18 protein-coding genes and 2 pseudogenes are annotated in these 21,662 nt (G+C 63.0%); 9 read left to right on the forward strand and 11 right to left on the reverse strand.

The features are described from left to right. The first annotated feature begins 23 nt into the window (after window positions 1-23). Window positions 24-377 (forward strand): DUF952 domain-containing protein, encoded by a 354-nt coding sequence (locus tag BA011_RS22835; RefSeq protein ID WP_026158509.1) that lies wholly within the window; start codon window positions 24-26, stop codon window positions 375-377. Next, window positions 374-1,462: a quinone-dependent dihydroorotate dehydrogenase gene (locus tag BA011_RS22840; protein ID WP_017958871.1), complete on the forward strand. Its 1,089-nt coding sequence runs from the start codon at window positions 374-376 to the stop codon at window positions 1,460-1,462. Before BA011_RS22835 ends, BA011_RS22840 begins: the two co-directional genes overlap by 4 nt. Here BA011_RS22840 and BA011_RS22845 read toward each other — a convergent pair. From BA011_RS22845 to BA011_RS22855, 3 genes are all read right to left on the reverse strand, one after another. Continuing rightward, a complete protein-coding gene (locus tag BA011_RS22845; RefSeq protein ID WP_065282118.1) occupies window positions 1,438-2,784 on the reverse strand; it encodes an MATE family efflux transporter in 1,347 nt (448 codons plus the stop codon). The two genes, BA011_RS22840 and BA011_RS22845, sit on opposite strands and share 25 nt — an antisense overlap. Before the next feature lie 85 nt (window positions 2,785-2,869). After that, the gene (locus BA011_RS22850; protein ID WP_017958873.1) at window positions 2,870-3,367 is read right to left on the reverse strand and encodes a CAP domain-containing protein; all 498 of its coding nucleotides are present in this window, start codon (window positions 3,365-3,367) and stop codon (window positions 2,870-2,872) included. A gap of 1 nt (window position 3,368) precedes the next feature. Continuing rightward, entirely contained in the window at window positions 3,369-3,635 is a 267-nt protein-coding gene (locus tag BA011_RS22855) for a DUF6460 domain-containing protein (protein ID WP_026154422.1), read from the reverse strand. A 202-nt stretch (window positions 3,636-3,837) separates the two neighbouring features. Between BA011_RS22855 and BA011_RS22860 the strand changes: the two genes are divergently transcribed. The 3 genes from BA011_RS22860 (at window position 3,838) to BA011_RS44410 (ending at window position 5,937) form a co-directional block, all read left to right on the forward strand. Further along, a complete protein-coding gene (locus tag BA011_RS22860; RefSeq protein ID WP_065282119.1) occupies window positions 3,838-4,770 on the forward strand; it encodes a class I SAM-dependent DNA methyltransferase in 933 nt (310 codons plus the stop codon). A 210-nt stretch (window positions 4,771-4,980) separates the two neighbouring features. Then, window positions 4,981-5,616: a YitT family protein gene (locus BA011_RS22865; protein ID WP_065282120.1), complete on the forward strand. Its 636-nt coding sequence runs from the start codon at window positions 4,981-4,983 to the stop codon at window positions 5,614-5,616. A 153-nt stretch (window positions 5,617-5,769) separates the two neighbouring features. Beyond that, on the forward strand, window positions 5,770-5,937 hold the full coding sequence (locus BA011_RS44410; protein WP_186806563.1) for a hypothetical protein: 168 nt from the start codon (window positions 5,770-5,772) through the stop codon (window positions 5,935-5,937). Between the two features lie 69 nt (window positions 5,938-6,006). Here BA011_RS44410 and BA011_RS22870 read toward each other — a convergent pair whose 3' ends face one another. Beyond that, the gene (locus BA011_RS22870; RefSeq protein WP_011650365.1) at window positions 6,007-6,468 is read right to left on the reverse strand and encodes a carboxymuconolactone decarboxylase family protein; all 462 of its coding nucleotides are present in this window, start codon (window positions 6,466-6,468) and stop codon (window positions 6,007-6,009) included. A 23-nt stretch (window positions 6,469-6,491) separates the two neighbouring features. After that, window positions 6,492-6,992, reverse strand: coding sequence for an RrF2 family transcriptional regulator (locus tag BA011_RS22875; RefSeq protein WP_065282121.1), 501 nt, complete (start codon window positions 6,990-6,992; stop codon window positions 6,492-6,494). Between the two features lie 132 nt (window positions 6,993-7,124). On the opposite strand from BA011_RS22875, the gene BA011_RS22880 reads away from it, so the two are divergent. The 3 genes from BA011_RS22880 to pdeM are packed head-to-tail and all read left to right on the forward strand — an operon-like array spanning window position 7,125 to window position 11,065. After that, window positions 7,125-7,757: a YitT family protein gene (locus BA011_RS22880; protein ID WP_065282122.1), complete on the forward strand. Its 633-nt coding sequence runs from the start codon at window positions 7,125-7,127 to the stop codon at window positions 7,755-7,757. 47 nt (window positions 7,758-7,804) lie between these two features. Then, complete coding sequence (locus BA011_RS22885; RefSeq protein ID WP_065282123.1) at window positions 7,805-10,315, forward strand: ligase-associated DNA damage response DEXH box helicase; 2,511 nt, start codon at window positions 7,805-7,807, stop codon at window positions 10,313-10,315. Between the two features lie 24 nt (window positions 10,316-10,339). Then, window positions 10,340-11,065: a ligase-associated DNA damage response endonuclease PdeM gene (gene pdeM, locus BA011_RS22890; RefSeq protein ID WP_065282124.1), complete on the forward strand. Its 726-nt coding sequence runs from the start codon at window positions 10,340-10,342 to the stop codon at window positions 11,063-11,065. Between the two features lie 32 nt (window positions 11,066-11,097). On the opposite strand, the gene BA011_RS22895 is transcribed toward pdeM, so the two are convergent. The 6 genes and pseudogenes from BA011_RS22895 to BA011_RS22920 all read right to left on the reverse strand — a co-directional run bounded on the left by BA011_RS22895 (window position 11,098) and on the right by BA011_RS22920 (window position 19,534). Further along, window positions 11,098-11,679 (reverse strand): transglycosylase SLT domain-containing protein, encoded by a 582-nt coding sequence (locus BA011_RS22895; RefSeq protein ID WP_065282125.1) that lies wholly within the window; start codon window positions 11,677-11,679, stop codon window positions 11,098-11,100. Window positions 11,680-11,821: 142 nt separating this feature from the next. Further along, window positions 11,822-12,379 (reverse strand): dihydrofolate reductase family protein, encoded by a 558-nt coding sequence (locus tag BA011_RS22900; protein ID WP_065282126.1) that lies wholly within the window; start codon window positions 12,377-12,379, stop codon window positions 11,822-11,824. A 200-nt stretch (window positions 12,380-12,579) separates the two neighbouring features. After that, window positions 12,580-13,380, reverse strand: coding sequence for a TIGR02186 family protein (locus BA011_RS22905; protein ID WP_062944100.1), 801 nt, complete (start codon window positions 13,378-13,380; stop codon window positions 12,580-12,582). Continuing rightward, a pseudogene (locus BA011_RS22910) lies at window positions 13,380-14,302 on the reverse strand (sulfite exporter TauE/SafE family protein). Before BA011_RS22910 ends, BA011_RS22905 begins: the two are co-directional and overlap by 1 nt. 312 nt (window positions 14,303-14,614) lie before the next feature. After that, window positions 14,615-18,384: pseudogene (locus BA011_RS22915) on the reverse strand (peptidoglycan-binding protein). Window positions 18,385-18,832: 448 nt separating this feature from the next. After that, a complete protein-coding gene (locus tag BA011_RS22920) occupies window positions 18,833-19,534 on the reverse strand; it encodes an SDR family NAD(P)-dependent oxidoreductase (protein WP_065282127.1) in 702 nt (233 codons plus the stop codon). Window positions 19,535-19,801: 267 nt separating this feature from the next. On the opposite strand from BA011_RS22920, the gene BA011_RS22925 reads away from it, so the two are divergent. Next, window positions 19,802-21,598: an acyl-CoA dehydrogenase C-terminal domain-containing protein gene (locus BA011_RS22925; protein ID WP_065282128.1), complete on the forward strand. Its 1,797-nt coding sequence runs from the start codon at window positions 19,802-19,804 to the stop codon at window positions 21,596-21,598. The last annotated feature ends 64 nt before the right edge of the window (window positions 21,599-21,662 follow it).

Consider the following 21,662-nt stretch of genomic DNA (forward strand, 5'->3'; position numbering starts at 1 on the left):
GAACAGCCTATCGTGAGGCCATGATGACCCTGACACCGACCCTTTACAAGATCGTGACGGAAACGCTCTGGCAGCAAGCCAGACAAACCGGCACTTTTCATGGCGCCGGCATCGATCTCAAGGACGGCTTCATCCATTTCTCGACGGCGAAGCAGGTGAAGCAGACCGCCGCCCTGCATTTTGCCGGCCAGTCCGGTCTGCTGCTAATTGCCGTCGATGGCAGCCGCTTCGCCGACAAGCTGGTCTTCGAGCCCTCGCGCGGCGGCGATCTTTTCCCGCACCTCTACGCCGATCTGCCGCTTGCCGCCGTGCTCTGGGAGGCGCCGCTGCCGCTCGACGAAGCCGGCGCCCATATCTTCCCGGAGCTCGCGCCATGATCGATCCCTTCAAGCGTCTCGCCCGCAAGGGTCTCTTCCTGTTCGATCCGGAAACCGCGCACGGCATGTCGGTCGCCGCCTTAAAATCCGGCCTCGTGCCGGCCTGCCAGCTGACGCCCGATCCGCGCCTGCGCCAGACCGTTGCCGGCCTTACCTTCGAAAATCCGCTCGGCATGGCCGCCGGCTACGACAAGAATGCCGAAGTGCCGGAGGCGCTGTTGAAGCTCGGCTTCGGCTTTACCGAGATCGGCACGGTGACGCCGAAGCCGCAATCGGGCAATCCGCGCCCGCGCATCTTCCGCCTGGTGGAGGATGAAGGCGTCATCAACCGTCTCGGCTTCAACAATGAAGGCCATGATGCCGCCTTCGGGCGCCTCGCCGCGCTGAGGGGCGGTGGCATGATCGGCGTCAATATCGGCGCCAACAAGGACAGCGAAGACCGCATCGCCGACTATGTCGCCGGCATCCGGCGCTTTTATTCCGTCGCGCGTTATTTCACCGCCAACATCTCCTCGCCGAACACGCCGGGCCTGCGCGACCTGCAGGGGCGCGAAAGCCTTGCTGTGCTGCTGTCATCAGTGCTTGCGGCGCGCGACGAGATGGCGGCGGCATCCGGCCGGAAGATCCCGGTCTTTTTGAAGATCGCCCCCGATCTGACCGAGGAAGGCATGGACGATATCGCCGCGGAAGTGCTTTCGCATGCGCTTGATGGCCTGATCGTCTCCAACACCACGCTGTCGCGCGACGGACTTAAGGATCAGCGCCAGGCGAAGGAGGCGGGTGGTCTCTCCGGTGTGCCGCTTTTCGAAAAGTCGACGGCGGTGCTCGCCAGGATGCGCAAGCGCGTCGGCCCGGCCTTGCCGATCATCGGCGTCGGCGGCGTCTCCTCGGCCGAAACCGCATTGGAGAAGATCAGGGCGGGCGCCGATCTCGTCCAGCTCTATTCCTGCATGGTCTATGAAGGCCCCGGCCTGGCCGGCGATATCGTCCGCGGCCTCTCGAAACTCCTGGACCGCGAAAAGGCCGCCTCGATCCGCGACCTGCGCGATACCAGGCTGGATTATTGGGCGGCGCGAAAGGTCTGATTGGCCCGCGGCTTGACGAGCATCGCCAGGAAGAAGCCGCGAAAGAGCAGGAAGGCGTTCATCGCCAGCCACAGGCCGTGATTGCCGAAGAGCGGCACGAAGACCGCGAGCATCAGGAGATAACCAGCGAAGGATATCAGCATCCGGTTGCGCATGTCGGCCGACCACGTCGCGCCGATGAAGACCCCGTCCATCAGGAAGGCGAGTGCGCCGGTCAGTCCGGTGATCGCTGCCCAGGGCAGATAGGTTTCGGCCGCCTGCCGAACCTCTGGTGAAGTCGTCAGCACCGAGATCAGCCAGGGGCCGGCGAGGAAGAAGAAGGCCGAGCCGAGCGCCGCCAGCCCGAAGGACCAGAAGATCGTCAGCTTCAGCCCGCGGTCGAAAGCCGGCCGGTAGCGCGCGCCGATTGCCCGGCCGATGATCTGTTCGGCGGCATTGGCAAGCCCGTCGAGATAATAGCCTGACAGCAGGAAGAAATTCATCACCACGGCATTCGCGGCAAGCGTCACTGCGCCGAAGCTGGTGCCGATCCGCGTCATGATGGTGAAGGCGCCGATCAGCACGAAGGTGCGGATCAGGATGTCGCGATTGAGCGCGAAAAGCTCAGCCAGCCGGTGCCGGGAAAAGACCTCGGACCATGTCGGCCGGGCTGCTTTACCGAAGCCACGCAGCACGATGACAAGCCCGGCGAGCGTGCCGGCCGTTTCGCCGGCCATCGTTCCCCAGGCGACCCCCGCTACGCCCCAATCGAGCGTCAGGCCGAGATAGATGGAAAGCAGGATGTTGATGCCGTTGATGATCGCCTGCAGCAGCAGTCCGATCTTGCCCTGTCCGCGCCCGAGCACGAAGCCGAGGATGGCATAATTTGCCAGTGCCGCGGGTGCTGCCAGCATGCGGATCGAGAAATAGGTGCTGGTCGCCTCGGCGATCGCGCCTTCCGCCCCCATCAGCCTCAACCCCGCCGCCATCAGCAGCGGCGAAAGACAGAGCAGCGCCAACCCGCAGCCGAGCGCCGAAATCATCGCTCGGGAAAAGACGGCCTGCTGCTCGTGCTGGTCGTGACGGCCATAGGCCTGCGCCGTCAGCCCGGTCGTCGAGGCACGCAGGAAGTTGAAGCTGCCGAGGATCAGATCGAAGAGCATCGCGCCGATCGCCAGCCCGGCCAGCGCTTCGGCATTGCCCATGCGGCCGACGACGGCGGTGTTCGTCAGCCCGAGCAGCGGCGTCGTCATGAAGCCGAGCGTCATCGGAATGGCGATCGACAGCACCATCAGGTGCGTCACGTCGAATGCAAGCGCGTTGTGATTGCTGCGTGTATCCATGCCGGCCTCGTCGCGGCAGCGCCACGCGTCGTTTCAGACGCGCAAAAGACGCTGCATCACTTGAACTGCTGCAGGCGGAATCACCTCAGCTGGAAAGCACCATGGCCCAATAGGGCAGGTTCCTGGAAGATGTATTATGGGCGACGGCAACGCCAAGGCCGCCATAACGACCGAGCATGTTTTCCAGGTGATGCGGCGAGTTGATCCAGGCCGTCACCACGGCATCGACGCTCTGCTGGCCGGAGGCGATGTTTTCCGCCGCCGGCAGCCGCACACCGCTCGCCTTGACCCGCGCGCCAAAACTGTCGGTCATGCCCATGAGATGCGCCATCTTGCCGGCGCTCGCCATGCGTTTCGCCTGGAACAGGGCGGCAGTACTCGCCGCCGGATCGACGGCAAGCGGCGGCAGCCCGTTTTTGGCCCTGAGTTGGTTGACGAGCGGCAGCACGCTCGCCGTCTCGTCTTCGCCCTCCGACGGCGTGCCGGCCATCCGCGGGGTCGTGGTGCAGCCGGCGATGCCGGCGGCGAGCGCAAGTCCGGAAAGGCGCAGCAGGCCGCGCCTGGAAAGATCGATGGATGTCATGTTACCGGCGGTAGCTGAAAAGACGAAGAATGATGAAGAGCGGGATGACGATCGTCGCGCCGAGGATCAGATAGTCGCCGACGCGCCCGAGGGCCGAGAAGCCGCGGTACCAGATCTCCAGGATGAAATCGCGTATGCCGTAGATGATGCCCCACGGCGTCAGGCCGAAGACGGTCATGACGAAACCGACGATCAGCGACACCACGATAAGCTTTATCAATGTGCGGCCGATTGAATCGCCGAGGAACCTGTTCGCCTGATCGGACATAAGCCATCTCCTGTTTGCCCTTGGAATAAGGTCGCGGCGCGACGCCCGCAAGCCCTTTCCGGAATTGGCCGCTTCGCCTCTGAAATAGGACTTGAGTTTTTTTGTGGCCGCCGCCAGATGCGGGCCGACGCATGTCGCGCAAAAGTGTGCAGCGGTTTTGCGGCAACGACATGCGTAAAAGAGAGAGTTGATAGGTCAATTCATGCAGCCCCACCAGCTTTCCTCCGGCGACGTCATTGCCGACCGCCGCGCCGACTACGCCAGGATGCTCGAAGAAGGCGGTGAGCCGGAAGCGGCCGCCGAGCTGATGGAGCAGGCTCTCGAGCTCGTGCCTGGCTGGGCCGCCGGCTGGTATCGCCTCGCCACCTACCTGGAAAAGGCGGGCAGGGCGGATGCCGCGATCGAGGCCTATCGCAAGACGCTTGCCCTCGATCCGGAAGACATTTTCGGCGCAACCCTCAAGCTCGCCCTTCTTGGCGACGCGGCCATGCCCGACCGGCCGCCGAGCCGCTATGTCGAGCGCCTCTTCGACGACTATGCCGACCGTTTCGAATCAGCACTTGTCGAAAAGCTCGACTACAGCGTCCCGCAGAAGCTTGCAGTGCTCATCGCCTCCACCGGCAGGCGCTACGAACGCGCCGTCGATCTCGGCTGCGGCACCGGCCTGCTCGGCCCTGAGATCCGTGCCAATGTCGGTTACCTCGAAGGCTTCGACCTCTCGCAGAACATGCTGGCGAAAGCTGCCGAGAAACGGATCTATGACAGTCTCGTTCAGGCCGATCTCTCGCTCACACCCGATCTCTCCGGCCTCTTTGCCGATGCAGCGCGCCATCGCGCCGACCTGGTGACGGCAGCCGACGTACTGATGTATCTCGGCAATCTCGAGAGTGTCTTTGCCATCGTCGGAGAACTCGCTGCATCAGGCGCCGACATCGCCTTTTCCGTCGAGGATGCCGGTGACGGCGAGGGCTTCCATCTCGCCCCGTCGCTGCGTTATGCCCATTCGGAAACCTATGTCAGGATGCTTCTTGCCCGTCACGGGCTGGAAATCCTGAAGACCGTCAAATCGGTCATTCGCAAAGATGGCGGAAAACCGGTTTCCGGCATTCTGTTCCTTACGCAAAAACCCGCGTGAGCGAACATTTCTTGCGATGTTCTTATAGGTCAGTATTGCTTACCTATTTCGCTTGATCGGAAGACGGAAAAACCCGATACTGCACCACATCGGCAGAGAGCCCGGCAATATTACGCCGAGGCGCTCGGGCTCCTTTCATGATCCAAAATTCCGCCGCGCCGGGTTTTCCCAAGCGCGTTCTTGAACTCGTCTGCCGTGGAGACTGGCGACATGACACAGCTCATCAATGCCCTTGGCTTCTGGAATACGACTGCGACGCGCCACACCCCGATCGAAGACGTGCAGGGCATATTCTCCGGCAGCCTCGTTGCCGCTCTCGGCCTCTATGTGCTCGCCAGCGCCGGCCTTCTGACCGGCAGCACGGCCGGCGTGGCCTTTCTCCTGCATTATGCCTTCGGCGCCAATTTCGGTCTCGCCTTCTTCCTGCTCAACCTGCCGTTCTTCTATCTCTCCTGGAAGCGACTCGGCATGGCCTTCACCATCAAGACCTTCATCGCCATCGGCCTGACGTCGGTGCTTGCCGATGTGCAGTCGCGCTTCTTGTCCATTTCAAGCATTCATCCGGCCTGGGCAGCACTTCTCGGCGGCCTGCTGCTCGGCTTCGGCCTGCTGGCGCTCTATCGCCACCGTGCCAGCCTCGGCGGTGTCGGCATTCTCGGCATCTATCTGCAGGAGCGTTTCGGCATCCGCGCCGGCCTCGTCCAGCTCGCCATCGACATGTGCGTGCTCGCCGCCGCCTTCTTCGTCACCACGCCGCCTGTCGTCTTCTATTCGGTGCTCGGCGCCGTCGTCCTCAATCTCTTCGTCGCCATCAATCACCGCGCTGATCGCTACATCGCGCTTTAGTTTTATGCATGTCGTTATCGCAAAACCGCCGCACACTTTTGCGCGACATGCTCTAACGTTACAAAACGGTAAGTCATTCTAAACAAAACGTAACTTGCCTGTGATCGGTCGCGGCGCGAAACTCATCTCGCGCCGGATTTGATGAGGTGAACTATGTCAGATTTGGAAAAACTTGTGAGACGCCGTATGCAGGAAGAATACGCCAAGGGCGCTTCCGCAGAAGAAATTTCGAAAGTCGTCCGCGACCTATTCAACAGCATCGACCTCTCGGGCAATCGGTTTGACGCCGTTGCCGTACGGGCCACCAGGGATCACGAGTGACCCGATATTCGACCGACCCGAGATTTTCGGGTCGGTTGCCAGGATGAATTCCCTGCAAGCGGATTTCGATTAGGCTGCCTTTTGCGCCGCATCGAGCGGATGCTGTGAGCGGAAGCCGACGGCAAGCCGGTTCCAGATGTTGATGGCGCCGATTGCCACCGTGATCTTCGTCATTTCTTCCTCGGAAAAATGCGCCTTCAGCGTCTCGTAGTCGGCATCCGGCGCGCCTGTCTTGGCGATATTGGTCACGGAATCCACCCAGCCGAGCAGCGCCCGTTCGCGGGCGTCATAGACCGGCGATTCCCGCCAGACGCACATCAGGTTGATCCATTGTTCGGAAAGCCCATCGTGGCGGGCTTCCTTCACATGCATGTCGACGCAATAGGCACAGCCGTTGATCTGCGAAGCGCGCAGCTTGATCAGGTGGATGAAGCGGCGCTCCAGCCCGGAGGACTGGACATATTGCTCGAGCGCGGCGACCGCCTTGTAGGCATCGGGAGCGGCTTTGGCGAAGTTGAAACGTGGTTGCATGCTCTTTCTCCTTTGTTGGTGGCTCAACGAGCCGTCTTGCGTTCATGGATTTCAAGGAAGGCGCAGCCTCTAGCTGCGATCGATCCGTCGTCGACGGCGGCAAGTTCGATGCCGAGATCGGCAATGCTCGTCTTGGCGAGTTCGGCGCGATAGACCCGTTCGGCTTTCAGCATCGCCGCGTTGATGGTGCAGGGCTGGGCGAACAAGCGATCGGACACCGGGTTCGGTCCGCGCTGGCGGATTTCAGCGCAGCGGAACGCCGGTGCAGACCCCTCGACCGCGAGCACGATGTCGAGCAGCGAAATCTCCTTCGGCGCTTTTGCCAACCGATATCCGCCCTTCGGCCCCGGTACGGTATCGAGGATGCCGGCGCCCGACAGCGCCTGCAGATGCTTCAGCAGATAGCTTGTCGAGACGCCGTGGAATTCTGCCAGCGCGGCGGCCGAAAGCACGCTGCCTTCGGAGAGGCCGGAAAGCATCGCAACGCTGTGAATGGCCTGCTCGACCCCATCGCCCATCTTCATGCACTCGGCCTCCTCAATTCGTGGATAAAAAATATCCACGATTATGCCGGCTGTCAAGAGGTGTCCTCGCTGCTGCCACTTGCCTTTATCCTGACCGCGGCTAGAAGACGGAAACGCCGACAGGGGAACAACATGGCATCCAACGCTTTCGTAGGCCTTCTGAATTCCAGCGCCGAGCGTCACTCGCTCTTCGACGACGCCCAGGGCATCGTCGCCGGCAGCATGCTCGCCGTGCTCGGCGTAACGCTTCTCTCCGGCGCGGGGCTGCTTGCCGGCGGCACGGCGGGCCTTGCCTTCCTCGCCCATTATGCGACGGGCTTCAGCTTCGGCCTCTGCTTCTTTGCCGTGAACCTGCCCTTCTATTATCTCGCCTTCCGCCGCTTGGGCGCCGCCTTTACCATCAAGACCTTCGCCGCCATCGCGCTCACCTCGGTCCTGTCGGAATTCGTCTCGGGCTTCATCAGCATGGCGCATGTCGATCCTATCGCCGGTGCGCTCTTCGGCGGCCTCGTCATCGGCGCCGGCATGCTGGCGCTCTTCCGCCACCGCGCCAGCCTCGGCGGCATCGGCATTCTCGCCCTCTATATCCAGGATCGCTTCGGCTGGCGCGCCGGCTTCGTCCAGCTCGGCTTCGACGGCATCATCCTGGCGCTCTCCTTCTTCGTCGCAAGCCCCTTCATCATCGCCTGCTCGGTGCTCGGTGCGATCGTTCTCAACCTCACGATCGCCATCAACCACCGCAAGGACCGCTATATCGCCATGTAAAGGCTCGCGGCTCTTCTTTTTCCCCTGCATTTCACTACCTTCCAGGCGTGGACCAGATCGATTCCGAAGCCCGTACCCTGCTGCCTGCCGCCTTTACCCGCTGGTTTGCGGAAAAGGGCTGGCGACCGCGCGCCCATCAGCTGGAGCTGCTTGCCCGCGCCGAGGCCGGCGAAAGTACGCTGCTGATTGCGCCGACCGGTGCCGGCAAGACGCTCGCCGGTTTCCTGCCCTCGCTCACCGATCTCACCCGCCGCGGCAAGATCCCGCCCGGCTCCGTCTTCACCGGCATCCACACGCTCTATGTCTCGCCGCTGAAGGCGCTGGCCATCGATATCGAGCGCAATCTGATGAAGCCGGTCGAGGAGATGGGCCTGCCCGTCACCGTCGAAAACCGCACCGGCGATACGCCGAACGCCAAGCGCCAGCGCCAGAAGCTCAACCCGCCGGATATTCTGCTGACGACGCCGGAACAGGTCGCCCTGCTTCTGGCAAACCGGGAGGCCGAGCGGTTCTTCAAGGACCTGAAATATATCGTCCTCGACGAGCTGCATTCGCTGGTCACCTCCAAGCGCGGCCATATGCTTTCGCTCGGCCTAGCGCGTCTCCGCCGCCTTGCCCCCGGCCTCAAGACCATCGGCCTGTCGGCCACCGTCGCCGAACCCATGGATCTGCAGAAATGGCTGGTCGGCCAGCAAGAGGGTAGCGAACATCATGCCGGCCTCGTTGTCGTCGAAGGCGGCGCCAAACCCGATATCTCGATCCTGTCGACCGAAGAGCGCATTCCCTGGTCCGGCCATTCCGCCCGGTATGCCATTCCCGACGTGTACCGCCAGCTTGTCGAACACCGCACGACACTGCTCTTCGTCAACACCCGCAGCCAGGCGGAAATGCTTTTCCAGGCGCTCTGGACGATCAATGACGACAACCTGCCGATCGCGCTCCATCACGGCTCGCTTGATGTCGCCCAGCGCCGCAAGGTCGAGGCGGCGATGGCCGAAAACCGGCTGCGCGCCGTCGTCGCCACCTCCACCCTCGATCTCGGCATCGACTGGGGCGATGTCGATCTCGTCATCCATGTCGGCGCGCCGAAGGGCGCCTCGCGTCTTGCCCAGCGCATCGGCCGCGCCAACCATCGCATGGACGAGCCCTCGAAGGCGATCCTCGTACCGGCCAACCGTTTCGAGGTCATGGAGTGCCAGGCCGCCCTCGACGCCAATTATATCGGGGCGCAGGACACCCCGCCGGTCGGCCGCGGCGCGCTCGACGTGCTCGCCCAGCATGTGCTCGGCATGGCCTGCGCCGAACCTTTCGACATGCTGGAGCTCTATGATGAAATCATCAGCGCCTCGCCCTATGCCGATCTGAGCTGGGAGACCTTCGAGCGCATCGTCGATTTCGTTGCGACCGGCGGTTATGCGCTCCGCACCTATGAGCGCTACGCCCGTATCCGCAAGACCGCGGAAGGTCGCTGGCGCGTCTCCAATCCGGCTGTCGCCCAGCAATACCGTCTCAACCTCGGCACCATCGTCGAAAGCCCGATGCTGAATATCCGCATGGTCAAGCGCGGCGAGGGCGGCAGGATCGGCCGCGGCGGCGCCACGTTGGGAAAGGTCGAGGAATATTTCCTCGAGCAGTTGTCGCCGGGCGATACCTTCGTCTTCTCCGGCAAGGTGTTGCGCTTCGAGGGCATCCGCGAAAATGAGTGCCTGGCGTCGCAGGCCTTTTCGCTCGATCCGAAGATCCCCTCCTATAATGGCGGCAAGTTTCCGCTGTCGACCTATCTCGCCGAGCAGGTGCGGGCGATGATCGCCGATCCCGATCGCTGGCGCCACCTGCCGGATCAGGTGCGCGACTGGCTGTCGCTGCAGGACGACAAGTCGATGCTGCCGAAGCGCGACGAGTTCCTGATCGAAACCTTCCCGCGCGGCAGCCGCGCCTATATGGTCGCTTATCCCTTCGAAGGCCGTCTCGCCCACCAGACGCTCGGCATGCTGCTGACCCGCCGGCTAGAGCGGACAGGTGCCAAGCCCCTCGGTTTCGTCGCCACCGATTATTCGCTGGCCATCTGGGGCCTCGAGGATATGGGACTGATGATCCGCAATGGCCGGCTCAATCTCTCCGACCTCTTCGACGAGGACATGCTCGGCGACGATCTCGAAGCCTGGCTGGATGAATCCTTCCTGTTGAAGCGCACCTTCCGCAATTGCGCCGTGATTGCAGGCTTGATCGAACGCCGCCATCCGGGCAAGGAAAAGAGCGGCCGCCAGATCACCGTCTCCGCCGATTTGATTTATGACGTGCTGCGCAGCCACGAGCCGGATCACATCCTCTTGCAGGCGACGCGGCAGGATGCGGCGACGGGGCTTTTGGATATTGGCCGTCTTGGCGATATGCTGCGGCGAATCAGGGGCCACATCACCCACCGCGCTCTCGACCATATTTCCCCGCTCGCCGTGCCGGTGATGCTGGAAATCGGACGCGAGGCGGTGCCGGGCGAGGCCCATGATGCACTGTTGGCCGAGGCGGCGGACGATCTGATCGCCGAAGCTCTGGCATGATGACGACTAGGAAAAACGACTGTGATGAACCGCCTGGCGCTGGCGCGCGACATATCGGGACTGGCCGCGACATCAGGCGTCGAAACGGCAGTCCATGGCATCGCTGCCGTCTGCGACCCGCTCGGCGCCCTCTATCTGCCCGATGCCGGCCTGCTCGTCGTCTCGGACCTGCATCTGGAAAAGGGCGCAGCCTTTGCCCGCCGCGGCATGATGCTGCCGCCTTACGATACGCTGGCGACGCTGACCGTTCTTGCCGCCGTCATCTCACGTTACGATCCGAAGCTCGTCATCTCGCTCGGCGACAATTTCCACGACCGCATCGGTTCCAAGCATCTGCCGGAGAATTTCCGCGCCCTGATCGTCGCGATGGCGCAGGGCCGCGAATGGATCTGGATCAATGGCAACCATGATCCGGATGGCATCGTCGATCTGCCGGGCACATCCGCCGACGAGATGCATTATGCCGGCCTGACCTTCCGGCACGAGCCGAGGAACGGCTTGCAGAGCGGCGAGATCGCCGGCCACCTGCACCCGTCGGCGACCGTGCGCCGCCGCGACAAATCCGTCCGCCGCCCGTGCTTTGCCACTGACGGCGCCCGTCTGCTGATGCCGGCCTTCGGCCTCATGAGCGGCGGTCTGGATCTCGGCCATCAGGCGATGAAGGGCCTGTTCGACAAGGCTTTTCTGGTGGCGCATCTGCTCGGCAAGGACCGGATTTATTCTGTCAGGTACGGGAATTTGTGGGGGTAGTGCCCTTCATATTTGGACGGCACCGCCTAAACTCAATCGCACTCCTGCAACTGCCGCTGATATGTCCCTGCCATCCGCGCAAACTTCTGCGCCGTCTGCTGCAACTGCCTGTTCGAGCGCCAGTCGCCGCGTTTGTACCCCGTCGGACCGGAATAATAGGCAAGGTAAAGATTATAGGCATCGTTCAACGGAATGCCGGTCTCCACGCTGTTCTGGTAGTGATACCAGCCGATGAAATCGATCGCGTCGGCGAAGTTCGCCCGCCGCGCGGTCCAGTTCCCCGTCTGCGACTGGTAGTGGTCCCAGGTCCCGTCGAGTGCCTGCGAATAGCCGTAGGCCGTCGAAGGCCGGGTCCAGGGAATGAAGCCGAACAGCTTGGTGCGCGGCGGCCGCGCATAGGGCTGGAAGCCGGATTCGGTGTACATCGTCGCCATCAGGATCGGCACGGGCACGCCATATTTCTTCTCCGTCCGCTCGGCGGCACTCTGCCAGCTGGAGAAGAGCCCGTCGCGCTCGTCGAAGACGGCACAGATGTTCCTCGTCTGCTTCGGCGCCGTCGCGCAGCCGGCAAGCAGCGCGAGACCCACGGCCGTCAGGACGATACGAGTACGCATGACAAAACCTCTCGTTTCCGAGAGATTACTAACTCGTAAATGTTAAAAACCGGTTTTTAGTCGAATGCGAACTTCCCCGGCTGCCTCCTTGTGCGGCCAGGGATCGATACCCTGGCCTGACCATCGGACGGCATCCCATCCACTACGCTTTGACGGGCTCGTAGCGCAGGATCACCGCGCCGCCCTCCGTCGTCGAGGATTCGATGAGCTTCAGTGGCACCTGGCCCTCTGCCTGTTTGAAAAGCGGATTGCCGCCGCCGAGGATCACCGGCACCAGGCAAACCCTGATTTCGTCGATAAGCCCCGCTTTCAGCAGGCTGTCGGCAAGTTCGGCGCTGCCGAAGATGAAGATCGTCTTGCCGTCCTCCTGCTTCAGCCTCGTCAGTTCGGGGATCGGATCGTTGACGACACGGGCATTGTTCCAGCCGGGCTCGCTCATCGTCCGCGACACGGCGATCTTGGCGATGCCGTTCATATAGGCCTTGATCTCACCTTCGCCCTCGGCGGTCGGCCAGTAGGAGGCCATGCCCTCATAGGTCTTGCGGCCAAACACCAGCAGATCGCCTTCCCTGCCGAACTGTTCGGCATAGCGCTGCAGCTCAGGTCCCCAGGCGAAATTGTGGAAGTCGATATCCCAAGGCTTCGTGCCTTCGAAATAACCATCGAGCGTCATCAGGTTCCAGACAACAAGCTTTCTCATTTCCATCCTCCTTCTGAATTGCCACCCATCAAAACTGGTTGCGTTTAACAACTGGTTGAAAGTTAAGCTGACTGATAGCAGAATGCAAGCGGTTTTTTTGGAGCAGAACATTCGGGCAAGCAGCTGCTCCCGCAGGCTTCGTGCTCAGCGCCTTGCCGAGCCTATTTTCGGGAAGAAATTTTGAGCGCCTTGGCTGTGGATCAGTCCTTGCGGAAGATCAGGCTGGCACCCCAGCCGGTGATGACGGCGAGCAGTACGGCCGCAAAGCCGTAGAGGATCGGCTGCTCATGCGCCGCATCGGTGATCGTCTGCTCGATGCCGGTCTTGATGACCCGCAGCGGCAACGATTTTTCGGTGACGAAAAGCCCGCTCTTGAACAGATAGGCGCGCACGGTGTGCACGCCGTTCGGAATGTTTGCCGGCAGGCGCAGGCTCGCCTTGAAGAGGTTGGAGGAAACGAACCGCACGCCACTCGGGTTGCGGTCGTAGAGCCCGTCACCCTGCTGCAGTCGCCGGAAGGCGTCGCGGAACTCGCCGAGATTGCTGCCGTCGCCGACGAAGCCGACCGGTGTCAGCGGAATGTGGTCGATGCCGATCCCCTGATCGGTCAGCTCGAGCGGCGTCGTCAGATCGTCGATCATGCGCGAGCTCGACATCGAATAGGAATGCGGCACCGCTTCGAAGGTCATCGAGCGGGTGTTGACCCAAATGCCGAAGACGCGTTCCTTCCTGCGTACTGTCGCATCCTCGCGCGGGCCCTCCAGCACCACGACCACGTCATACTGGCCAATGGCGAGCAGCAGCTGGTCGGTATTCGAGAGCGCCCCGAAGATGGTCAGATCCGCTCCGTGGAAATCCGAGGTGATGGCGATTTCGCTGGTCGACGTGCCGATTTCCAGCCCTTCACGCACCGCTTCCGTTGCTTGCCCCGGCAACCACTGCGCTCCGGCAGAGGCCGGCAGCAGGCAAAGCAATGCGATGACAGCGGCAGCCAGGCGCATCAATTGCCCGCTCCCATCACCACCGAATAGACGTCGGCCGGCGTCACCACCAGCGCGATCGCAAGACGCACGCCGACGGCGAGCACCAGCAGGCCGAGCAGGGCGCGCAGCTGTTCGCCGCGCAGTTTTTGGCCGACGCGCACGCCGTATTGCGCCCCGATGACACCCGCCACCATCAGAATGAAGGCGAGCACGATGTCGACGGAAAAGTTCGTCGCCGCCTGCACGATCGTCGTATAGGCGGTCACGAAGATGATCTGGAACAGCGAGGTGCCGACGACGACATTGGTCGGGATACGCAGCAGGTAGATCATCGCCGGCACCATGATGAACCCGCCGCCGACACCCATGATCGAGGTGAGGATGCCGATCGCAAAGCCGAGTGCCACGATCGGAATGACGCTGAGAAAGATCTTCGATTTCTTGAAGCGCACCTTCAGCGGCAGCTTGTGCACCCAGTGCTGGTGACCGGGCTTGCGCGGTGCGGGCGGCTCGTTGCGCGCTGCCCGCCGCATGGCATTGATGCTTTCGAGCAGCATCAGTCCGCCGACCGTGCCGAGGAAGATCACATACATCAGCGAGATGATGAGATCGAGCTGGCCGATGGCGCGCAGCAGCGAGAAGATCCAGATGCCGACCGTCGCACCCGCAAGGCCGCCGACCAGCAGCACCGTGCCGAGCTTGACGTCGAGCGAGCCGCGCCGGAAATGCGAGATCGCGCCAGATATCGACGACGCCACCACCTGGTTGGCGCCGGTCGCGACGGCGACGACGGGGGGATGTTGTAAAAGATCAACAGCGGCGTGATGAGAAAACCGCCGCCGACGCCGAACATTCCAGACAGGAATCCGACGGCCGCCCCCATGCCGAGAATGATGAAGATGTTCACCGACAATTCTGCGATGGGCAGATAGATTGTCACAGCCGACCCCGAATGATGACCGCCCCTGCCGGGCGGTTTCTTGTCACGTCCCCGTTCGAATGCGCACCATACTGTGAAATCGTTGCCAGAGGCTTTCGATCGGCCCCGTGATTAGCCATAGAGATTGACGGAGAGATCGGTGGCAGAGGATTCGCCGGATGCGCGGATCGATATGTCCGGGCATAATCCGGCTTTTTTCAGGTTTTGTGACAGGCGAGGGCAAAATTGAAAAAAGCCTTTCGGCATAGGGCCGCCAGGCATTTTTCATCGCTGGGAACAAAGAGGTGATCCTGCGTCAATGCGACGCGGGACTCAGATTGCCTTGCTGCCCTGTTTGTTGCGTTCGAGCAGCGCCTTCACGGTCGCATCGGTCACCTTCCCATCCGGCTCCTGGCCGACGGACTTCTGGAAGTTCTTGATCGCCGTCACGGTCTTCGCGCCCATTTCGCCGTCCGGCACGCCGGCGTCGAAGCCGTTATTGTTGAGGATCGCCTGGATGTTGCGGATCGCCTTTTTCATGTCGACGCTCGCCGTCTTCGCGCCGGTGCCTGCCCATTCGTCGGGGATGTCGATGGCGTTCGTGCGGTGGTCGACCGGCTCCGCCTTCCAGAGATCGGCCTTGGCGCGCGCCCGTTCGAGCTGGTCGGGTTTCATGGCTTTGGCCACTTCGTCGCGCTTCTGCGCCGCATCCTTGTCGCCGCCCTTGGCGGCGATCGCAAACCACTTGTAGGACTCTTCGAGATCCGCCGGAACCCCGTTGCCGCGTGCGCAGAGGATTGCCAGGTTGAACTGGCTGTCGGTGATGCCGAGGTTCGCTGCCTTGGTGAACCACGAGGCGGCCGTCGCATAATCCTGCTGGCCGAGCGCGCCGGAGGCGTAGAGCACGGCGAGATTGTGCATGGCGCTGGCATTGCCCTGGTTGGCCGCCTGTTCGTAGAAGCCCTTCGCCTTGGCGATGTCGCGTTCGACGCCGTTGCCCTTCTCGTACATGCTGCCGAGCCGGTATTCGGCCGGCGCAAAGCCCTTGTGGGCCGCAAGCTGGTACCAGCTCGCTGCCTGCTTCTGATCGACCGTCATGCCGTTGCGGCCGTCGGAATAGCGCGCGCCGATCTCGAACAGCGCCAGCGCATCGCCGCTGCTCGCCGCATCGGCAAGCGATTTCGGCTGGACGGTTTCGGGAATGGTGATGGCAGCCTGCGGTGCGGGTGCGGGAACGAAGCCCGATGTCTCCTGTGCCGCGCCCGACGGACCGGGAGGGGCAAGGGTCGCTGCCCCTTCGCCGTCAAGCGGCGCCACGTCGGTCAGATGCTCGCCGGCGTCAGGTGGGGTTGCTTCCGGCTGCGTCTGTTCGGCGGCGGGCGGTACAGCATCCGCTGCCGGAGCGGTCGTTCCGAGAGAGGCGGCATCCGGCTGGGCAGGTGTCGCGTCAGGCAAGGCCGGCGACGGATTTTCGGCGCCAGTCAGCGCCGAGACTTCTGCTGGCGGCTGCGGCGCGCTCTCGCCACTTGTCAGCGTTCGGGCCAGCGGAAAGGCCATGATCGCGAGCAGCACGGCGCCGACCGCCAGCAGGATCGGCCGCCGGTAGCGCGAAAAGGCGCTGGTCTTGCCGGTCTTGTCAGAAGCCTTGCCGATCTTATCGGCAGTCGCGCCCTTCTTCTCGGCCTTGCCGGCTGCCTGCTTCGGATTGGCATCCACCTCCATCGCGGCCGCCTGCGCCGCACGGCGCGCGGCAGCGATATAATCGGCGCGATCGGTTTCGCCGGCCGGTTTGCCGCGTGCCGCACTCTGGCTGGCGCGAACCCGTTCAAGGATCTTCTTCACGTCAGGTGCGCCCGAGCCCGGCTCGAGCAGTTCGTTTGCCGCATCGGTCGGCACCACGTCGGTGGGATCGATCGACGGCGCGGGGTCGATCATCGGACGTTCGGTCGCCCGGCTCTCGGCTTTCTTGCCGGGCAGCAGCCGCTTGCCGAGGCTGGCGAGCAGGCTGGCCTTCGCCGGGGCCTGTGCCGCTGTCGCTGCTTCCGTCGTCTTGGTCGCCGCTTCGATGGCGATCGCGCTCGTTCCGCTCATGGCGGTGGCTTGCGCCGGGGCGGCAGCTTCGGCGGCGACCTCGGCCGTGCGGATAACAGGAGAAGCCTTCGCGATCGGGGCAGGGGCCGGCGTCCTGTTCAGCTCCGCTTCGGCCACCATCAGCGCATAGGGATCGACATCGAAATCGACGTCGGCGATCGGCATCTGCGCGGCCGGCCGCCCGCGATCTTCCATGCCGTCGAGCCGATCGGCGATATGCACCAGCGTCTCGTGCAGCGCCTGGAAAGTCTTGTGCGTGCGTTCCTCGCTGTCGCGGCTGAGATCCTCGAGGTGGCGAAGATCCTCGGCCAGCGCCGTCAGCGCCGACATGTCGGCGGCGGGCATGACACCCTGCGGGCCGCCATGGCGCGAATAGGCTTCGACGACGGCCTCTGCCGCCTGGCGTGCGGCCTCGATGATATATTCATCGCTCGTCGCCATGTAATCTTCGATGGCGCCCATGCGCTGGTCGAGTTCGGGGGTATTACAGCGCTTTCGCGCGGCGCGCTCATCAGCGCCGAAAGATTGGCGATCTGGTCTTCGAGGTTCTTCAGCGCCCGCGGATCGGTCGGCGCTGCCGATGTGCTCTCTTCCAGCCGGGCGGCAATGTCGCTCAGCCGTCCTTCGAGACGCAGGAAGGCGCCGTCGTCGACTACCGCGGCCGGTGCCGGCGCCTGCTGCTGATGGGCCATCTCGTCGATGCGCCGGGCGAGATGGTCGAGCCGCTGGGCCAGTACATCGTTGACGGCGCCGTTCTCAAGCGCGTCGATCTTGCGGGAAATGTCGGAAAGCGTGCCGGTGAGATCGGCCTGCGGCGCAGTCTCCTGCGTGCGCTCTAGCAGATAGGAAAGATGTTCCAGCCGTTCGTCGAGCCGCGACGTCGATTCCGCCTTCGTCAGTTCCTCGACGCGTCCCGTCAGCGCCTCCAGCCGCATCGCCAGCTCGTCGGCCGGGTTCACGCGGCTGGCCGCATCATGGCTCATCAGGTCGATCTGGTCGGCGAGCGCCGCAAGCCGGCTTTCCAGCCGCTGCATCAGACCCGGATCATTTGCAGTGGCGGTGCGGCCGCTTGCCGCGATTGCCCGGCTGATCTCGTCGAGCCGCATGTCCATGGCCGCGAACTGCTCGGACATGACCCGGTCGTGCGGCTGGATCATATTGCCGAAATGCTCCATCGCCGTGGCGATCGAGATGAGCTTGTCTTCCAGCGCCCGAACAGCCGGGCTTTCGCCCATGCCGCCTATATGGCGCTTGATATCGTCGAGCCGATAGGCGAGCGAAACGAGCTCTTCCTGCAACCCCTCGGTATCGAGCGCCGCAAGCCGGTTTTCGAAACCGTCCCAGCGATTTTCCAAATGGCGCAGCGAATCTTCGCGCGCCAGCCCGTCCATCAATGAGCGCAGCTCTTCGAAATCCTCGCGAAGGCCCGTGGCCTCCGGTGCGGCGGAGCGGCCGGTCAGTTGCGTGATGCTCTGGGCCAGGCGGCCCATGTCCGCGCGTATGTCGTCGGCGAAGCGGCCGTCTCCGGCGTTTGTCTTGATTTCGCGCAGCTCGGCGCGCAGCGCGTTCATTTCGCGGGTGACGCCCTCGGAAATGTCGCGCTTCAGGTCCTGCCGCAGATTTACGAGCGCCTGGGCGATCTCCGTCATCGTGTCGTCGCCGGCGCGGAAGGCGGGTGCCGGCACTGGGGCAGCGGCGCGCGGCGCAGGTTCACGAAGCTGCGGAGCCTGCTCGCGTGCATAGGGCCGCTCGCGGCCGGCTTCAAGCGCGCGCTGGCGTTGACGAATTTCGGCGAGCGGATCCGGCCGCGGCTCGGGCAGGGCTTTTGCTGGCCGGGGAGCATGGGAAGCGGCATAAGGATCGCGCTCGGCCGTTGCCGCGCGCGGCCGCTGTTCGCGCCCGCTGCCCATCAGCCCTTCGATGCGCGCCTCCAGCCCTTCGATCGTGCGGTTCAGCGCATCGAGCGAGGTCCTGTCGGACTGTCGGGAAGGATTTGATCGCGATCCGTTCATCTTCTTGCTCGCTTCGACTGCTCGACCCCTCGTCAGAGCTCGATCGTTGGCTTTTCGTCTGCTGCCCGCTTTACGCGGGCCTGAGCGCACCATTCATAAGACGATAGTCAATTAGACTTTCCTCAAGCTGAACGATGTAGCGGCATCCTAAGGGAACGCGAGACGGGGGAAAGGATGCGGATCACTACTGCTCAATCCGCACCTTTCACGAAACGTGGTAAACAAGCCGTTAATGCCGATGGGAATTTTTTAACGTTTGTGTTCCAAACGCCGTTTTTGGTGGCAATTGCCCCCGAACGCGTCATATCGAATTGCCGCTCGCGCGCTCAGCCCGGCCTGGATATTGCAGCTCGATCTTCACGCCTTTAGGGCCATAGACGAAGACCTGGCCGAGATCGGTGTCGGGAATATCGTAATATTCGTAGCGATAGCCGCCCGCCAGCAGGGCTCAGAAGCTCTCCGTCCAGGGCCGGACTTCCACCTCCAGCGACCATGCGCTGCGGTGCTGGCGAAGCACATCGATATAGGTCTGGGCGATCGCATCCGGCAGCAGCGTGCCATCCGGCTTCTCCACCCGGTCCGGCCGGATCTGCGAGCGCACCGCGCCGTCGATGACAAAATGCGCGACATGGATGCCCATCGGCCCGAGTTCGCGGGCGGCACTCTGGGCAAGGCCGCGCAGCGCGAACTTGCCCATCGCGAAGGGGGCCGATTGCGCAAAGCCCTTCACGCTTGCCGACGCGCCGGTGATGAGGATGGCGCCGCGGCCGCGCGGGATCATCCGTCGCGCCGCCTGCTGCACCACCAGGAAACCGCCGAAAGCAGTGGTCGCAATCGCCTTCTCGACCTCGGCGGGATCGAGTTCGGCCAGTGGGCCGCGCTGACGGGCGCTGGCGTTGAAGATCACCACGTCAGGCCCGCCGATTGCGGCGGCGGCCTCTTCGAACAGTGCTGCGACGCTCGCCGGCTGCGAGACGTCGGCGGTAAAGGCGCTGGCGTCCGTTTCATCGACCAGCGCCTGGAGTTTTTCGATATTGCGGGCGGCGAGCCCGACCTTGACGCCCTGCGCCGACAGTTGCCGGGCAAGCGATGCGCTGATGCCGGAGCCCGCGCCGACAATCAGCGCGCTCTCATAGGGAAAGTCGGTCATGATGTCTTCCTCGATGGATCGTCCCACAGACTTAGGACGTCGGAACGACCTGCGCTACTGCCCGGCCGACACTTCGTTCTGCGATGGACAAGGAAGATGACATGGCGTCTGCTCCTCCAGCGGTTCATCGCGGCGGATTCGTGCTCTCGAATTTTTAAGAAAAGACGGCACAAGCGCAAAATTTGACGTTTACGCAAACGTCAATATTTTGTAAGACAGTGGCAAGGCCGTCGCGATCCGGTCAGTCGAATGGGAGGAATTTGAGAGATGCCAGTCTACAAGGCCCCGGTGAACGATACGCTTTTCGTCCTGAACGACGTACTGGGTCTCGAGCGCTACAACAATCTGCCGGGTTTTGCCGACGCGACCCCCGATATGATCGAAGCGATCCTCGGCGAGGCCGGAAGGGTTGCCGAAGAAGCTCTCTTTCCGCTGAATTATTCCGGCGATCAGGAAGGCTGCACGCGTCACGACGATGCCAGCGTCTCGACGCCGAAGGGCTTCAAGGAGGCTTATAAAGCCTATCGCGAAGGCGGCTGGATCGGCCTTGCGGTGCCGGAGGAATTCGGCGGTCAGGGGCTTCCCTATACGCTGCATACCGCCGTCGGCGAATATACCTCGGCCGCCAACATGTCGCTGATGATGTATCCGGGCCTGACGCAGGGCGCGATCGCGGCACTCCTCGTCCACGGTTCCGCCGAGCAGAAGGCCACCTATCTGCCGAAGATGGTGGACGGCACGTGGTCCGGCACCATGAACCTGACCGAGCCGCATTGCGGCACCGATCTCGGCATGCTGCGCACCAAGGCGGTGCCGCAGGCTGACGGCAGCTACAAGATCTCCGGCCAGAAGATCTTCATCTCCGCCGGCGAGCACGACCTGACCGACAATATCGTCCATCTGGTGCTGGCCCGCATCGAGGGTGCGCCCGAGGGCACCAAGGGCATCTCGCTCTTCATCGTTCCGAAATTCCTCGTTGGCAAGGACGGCGCGCCGGGCGCCCGCAACGCTGTCTCCTGCGGCGCCATCGAGCACAAGATGGGCATCCACGCCAACGCCACCTGCGTGATGAATTACGACGAGGCGACCGGCTTCCTGATCGGCGCCGAAAACCGCGGCCTCAACGCCATGTTCGTGATGATGAACGAGGCCCGCCTGATGGTCGGCCTGCAGGGCATCGCCATTTCCGAGATCGCCTATCAGAACGCCGCCAGCTATGCCCGCGACCGCATCCAGGGCCGCTCGCTGTCCGGTCCCAAGGCGCCGGACAAGAAGGCCGATCCGATCATCGTCCATCCGGATATTCGCCGCACGCTGATGACCATCCGCGCCTTCAACGAGGCCGGCCGCGCCTTCCTGCTCTGGACCGCGCTCAAGTCCGATATCGCCCACCGCGCTAGCGACGAGAAGGAGCGCCAGACGGCCGACGATATTCTCGGCCTTGTCACCCCGATCCTCAAGGGTGTGATGACCGACAAGGGCTTCGATCATGCCGTCATGGCCCAGCAGGTCTTCGGCGGCCACGGCTATATCGAAGAGCACGGCATGAGCCAGTATGTGCGCGATGCCCGCATCGCCATGATCTATGAAGGCGCCAACGGCATTCAGGCGCTCGATCTCGTTGGCCGCAAGCTCGCCTTGAACGGCGGCCGCGCCGCCATGGCCCTCTTCAAGGAGATCGGTGATTTCTGCGAGGAGAACCGCGAGAATGAAAAGCTCTCCTTCTTCACCAAGCATCTGAAGAAGGGCTTGAACGACGTCCAGGGCGCGACCATGTGGTTCATGCAGAACGCCATGGCCAAACCCGACAATGCCGGCGCCGGCTCGACCGACTACATGCACCTCTTCGGCCTCGTCATTCTCGGCTATATGTGGGCAAAGATGGCGAAAGCCGCCGAAGACGGCCTTGCATCCGGCGATGCCGCCCGCGAGGATTACCTGAGGAGCAAGCTGGTGACCGCCCGCTTCTTCATGGAACGCCTGATGCCGGAAACCGCGCTTCGCAAGGCCCGCATCGAAGCCGGCGCCGACACGATGATGGAACTGGCCGCCGAAGCGTTTTGAGCCGGTTCTCCCTCCCCCTTGTGGGGAGGGCTGGGGAGGGGTCTTATCTCCTCCTTCCAAGATT

Origin of the sequence: Rhizobium leguminosarum (genome assembly GCF_001679785.1) — a bacterium.
GTDB lineage: Bacteria > Pseudomonadota > Alphaproteobacteria > Rhizobiales > Rhizobiaceae > Rhizobium > Rhizobium leguminosarum_R.

What these genes read in the sequence shown, in the direction of transcription:
- BA011_RS22835 (WP_026158509.1), top strand. Translation starts at nt 24, where the DNA reads ATGACCCTGACACCGACCCTTTACAAGATCGTGACGGAAACGCTCTGG.
- BA011_RS22840 (WP_017958871.1), top strand. Translation starts at nt 374, where the DNA reads ATGATCGATCCCTTCAAGCGTCTCGCCCGCAAGGGTCTCTTCCTGTTC.
- BA011_RS22845 (WP_065282118.1), bottom strand. Translation starts at nt 2,784, where the DNA reads ATGGATACACGCAGCAATCACAACGCGCTTGCATTCGACGTGACGCAC.
- BA011_RS22850 (WP_017958873.1), bottom strand. Translation starts at nt 3,367, where the DNA reads ATGACATCCATCGATCTTTCCAGGCGCGGCCTGCTGCGCCTTTCCGGA.
- BA011_RS22855 (WP_026154422.1), bottom strand. Translation starts at nt 3,635, where the DNA reads ATGTCCGATCAGGCGAACAGGTTCCTCGGCGATTCAATCGGCCGCACA.
- BA011_RS22860 (WP_065282119.1), top strand. Translation starts at nt 3,838, where the DNA reads ATGCAGCCCCACCAGCTTTCCTCCGGCGACGTCATTGCCGACCGCCGC.
- BA011_RS22865 (WP_065282120.1), top strand. Translation starts at nt 4,981, where the DNA reads ATGACACAGCTCATCAATGCCCTTGGCTTCTGGAATACGACTGCGACG.
- BA011_RS44410 (WP_186806563.1), top strand. Translation starts at nt 5,770, where the DNA reads ATGTCAGATTTGGAAAAACTTGTGAGACGCCGTATGCAGGAAGAATAC.
- BA011_RS22870 (WP_011650365.1), bottom strand. Translation starts at nt 6,468, where the DNA reads ATGCAACCACGTTTCAACTTCGCCAAAGCCGCTCCCGATGCCTACAAG.
- BA011_RS22875 (WP_065282121.1), bottom strand. Translation starts at nt 6,992, where the DNA reads ATGAAGATGGGCGATGGGGTCGAGCAGGCCATTCACAGCGTTGCGATG.
- BA011_RS22880 (WP_065282122.1), top strand. Translation starts at nt 7,125, where the DNA reads ATGGCATCCAACGCTTTCGTAGGCCTTCTGAATTCCAGCGCCGAGCGT.
- pdeM (WP_065282124.1), top strand. Translation starts at nt 10,340, where the DNA reads ATGAACCGCCTGGCGCTGGCGCGCGACATATCGGGACTGGCCGCGACA.
- BA011_RS22895 (WP_065282125.1), bottom strand. Translation starts at nt 11,679, where the DNA reads ATGCGTACTCGTATCGTCCTGACGGCCGTGGGTCTCGCGCTGCTTGCC.
- BA011_RS22900 (WP_065282126.1), bottom strand. Translation starts at nt 12,379, where the DNA reads ATGAGAAAGCTTGTTGTCTGGAACCTGATGACGCTCGATGGTTATTTC.
- BA011_RS22905 (WP_062944100.1), bottom strand. Translation starts at nt 13,380, where the DNA reads ATGCGCCTGGCTGCCGCTGTCATCGCATTGCTTTGCCTGCTGCCGGCC.
- BA011_RS22920 (WP_065282127.1), bottom strand. Translation starts at nt 19,534, where the DNA reads ATGACCGACTTTCCCTATGAGAGCGCGCTGATTGTCGGCGCGGGCTCC.
- BA011_RS22925 (WP_065282128.1), top strand. Translation starts at nt 19,802, where the DNA reads ATGCCAGTCTACAAGGCCCCGGTGAACGATACGCTTTTCGTCCTGAAC.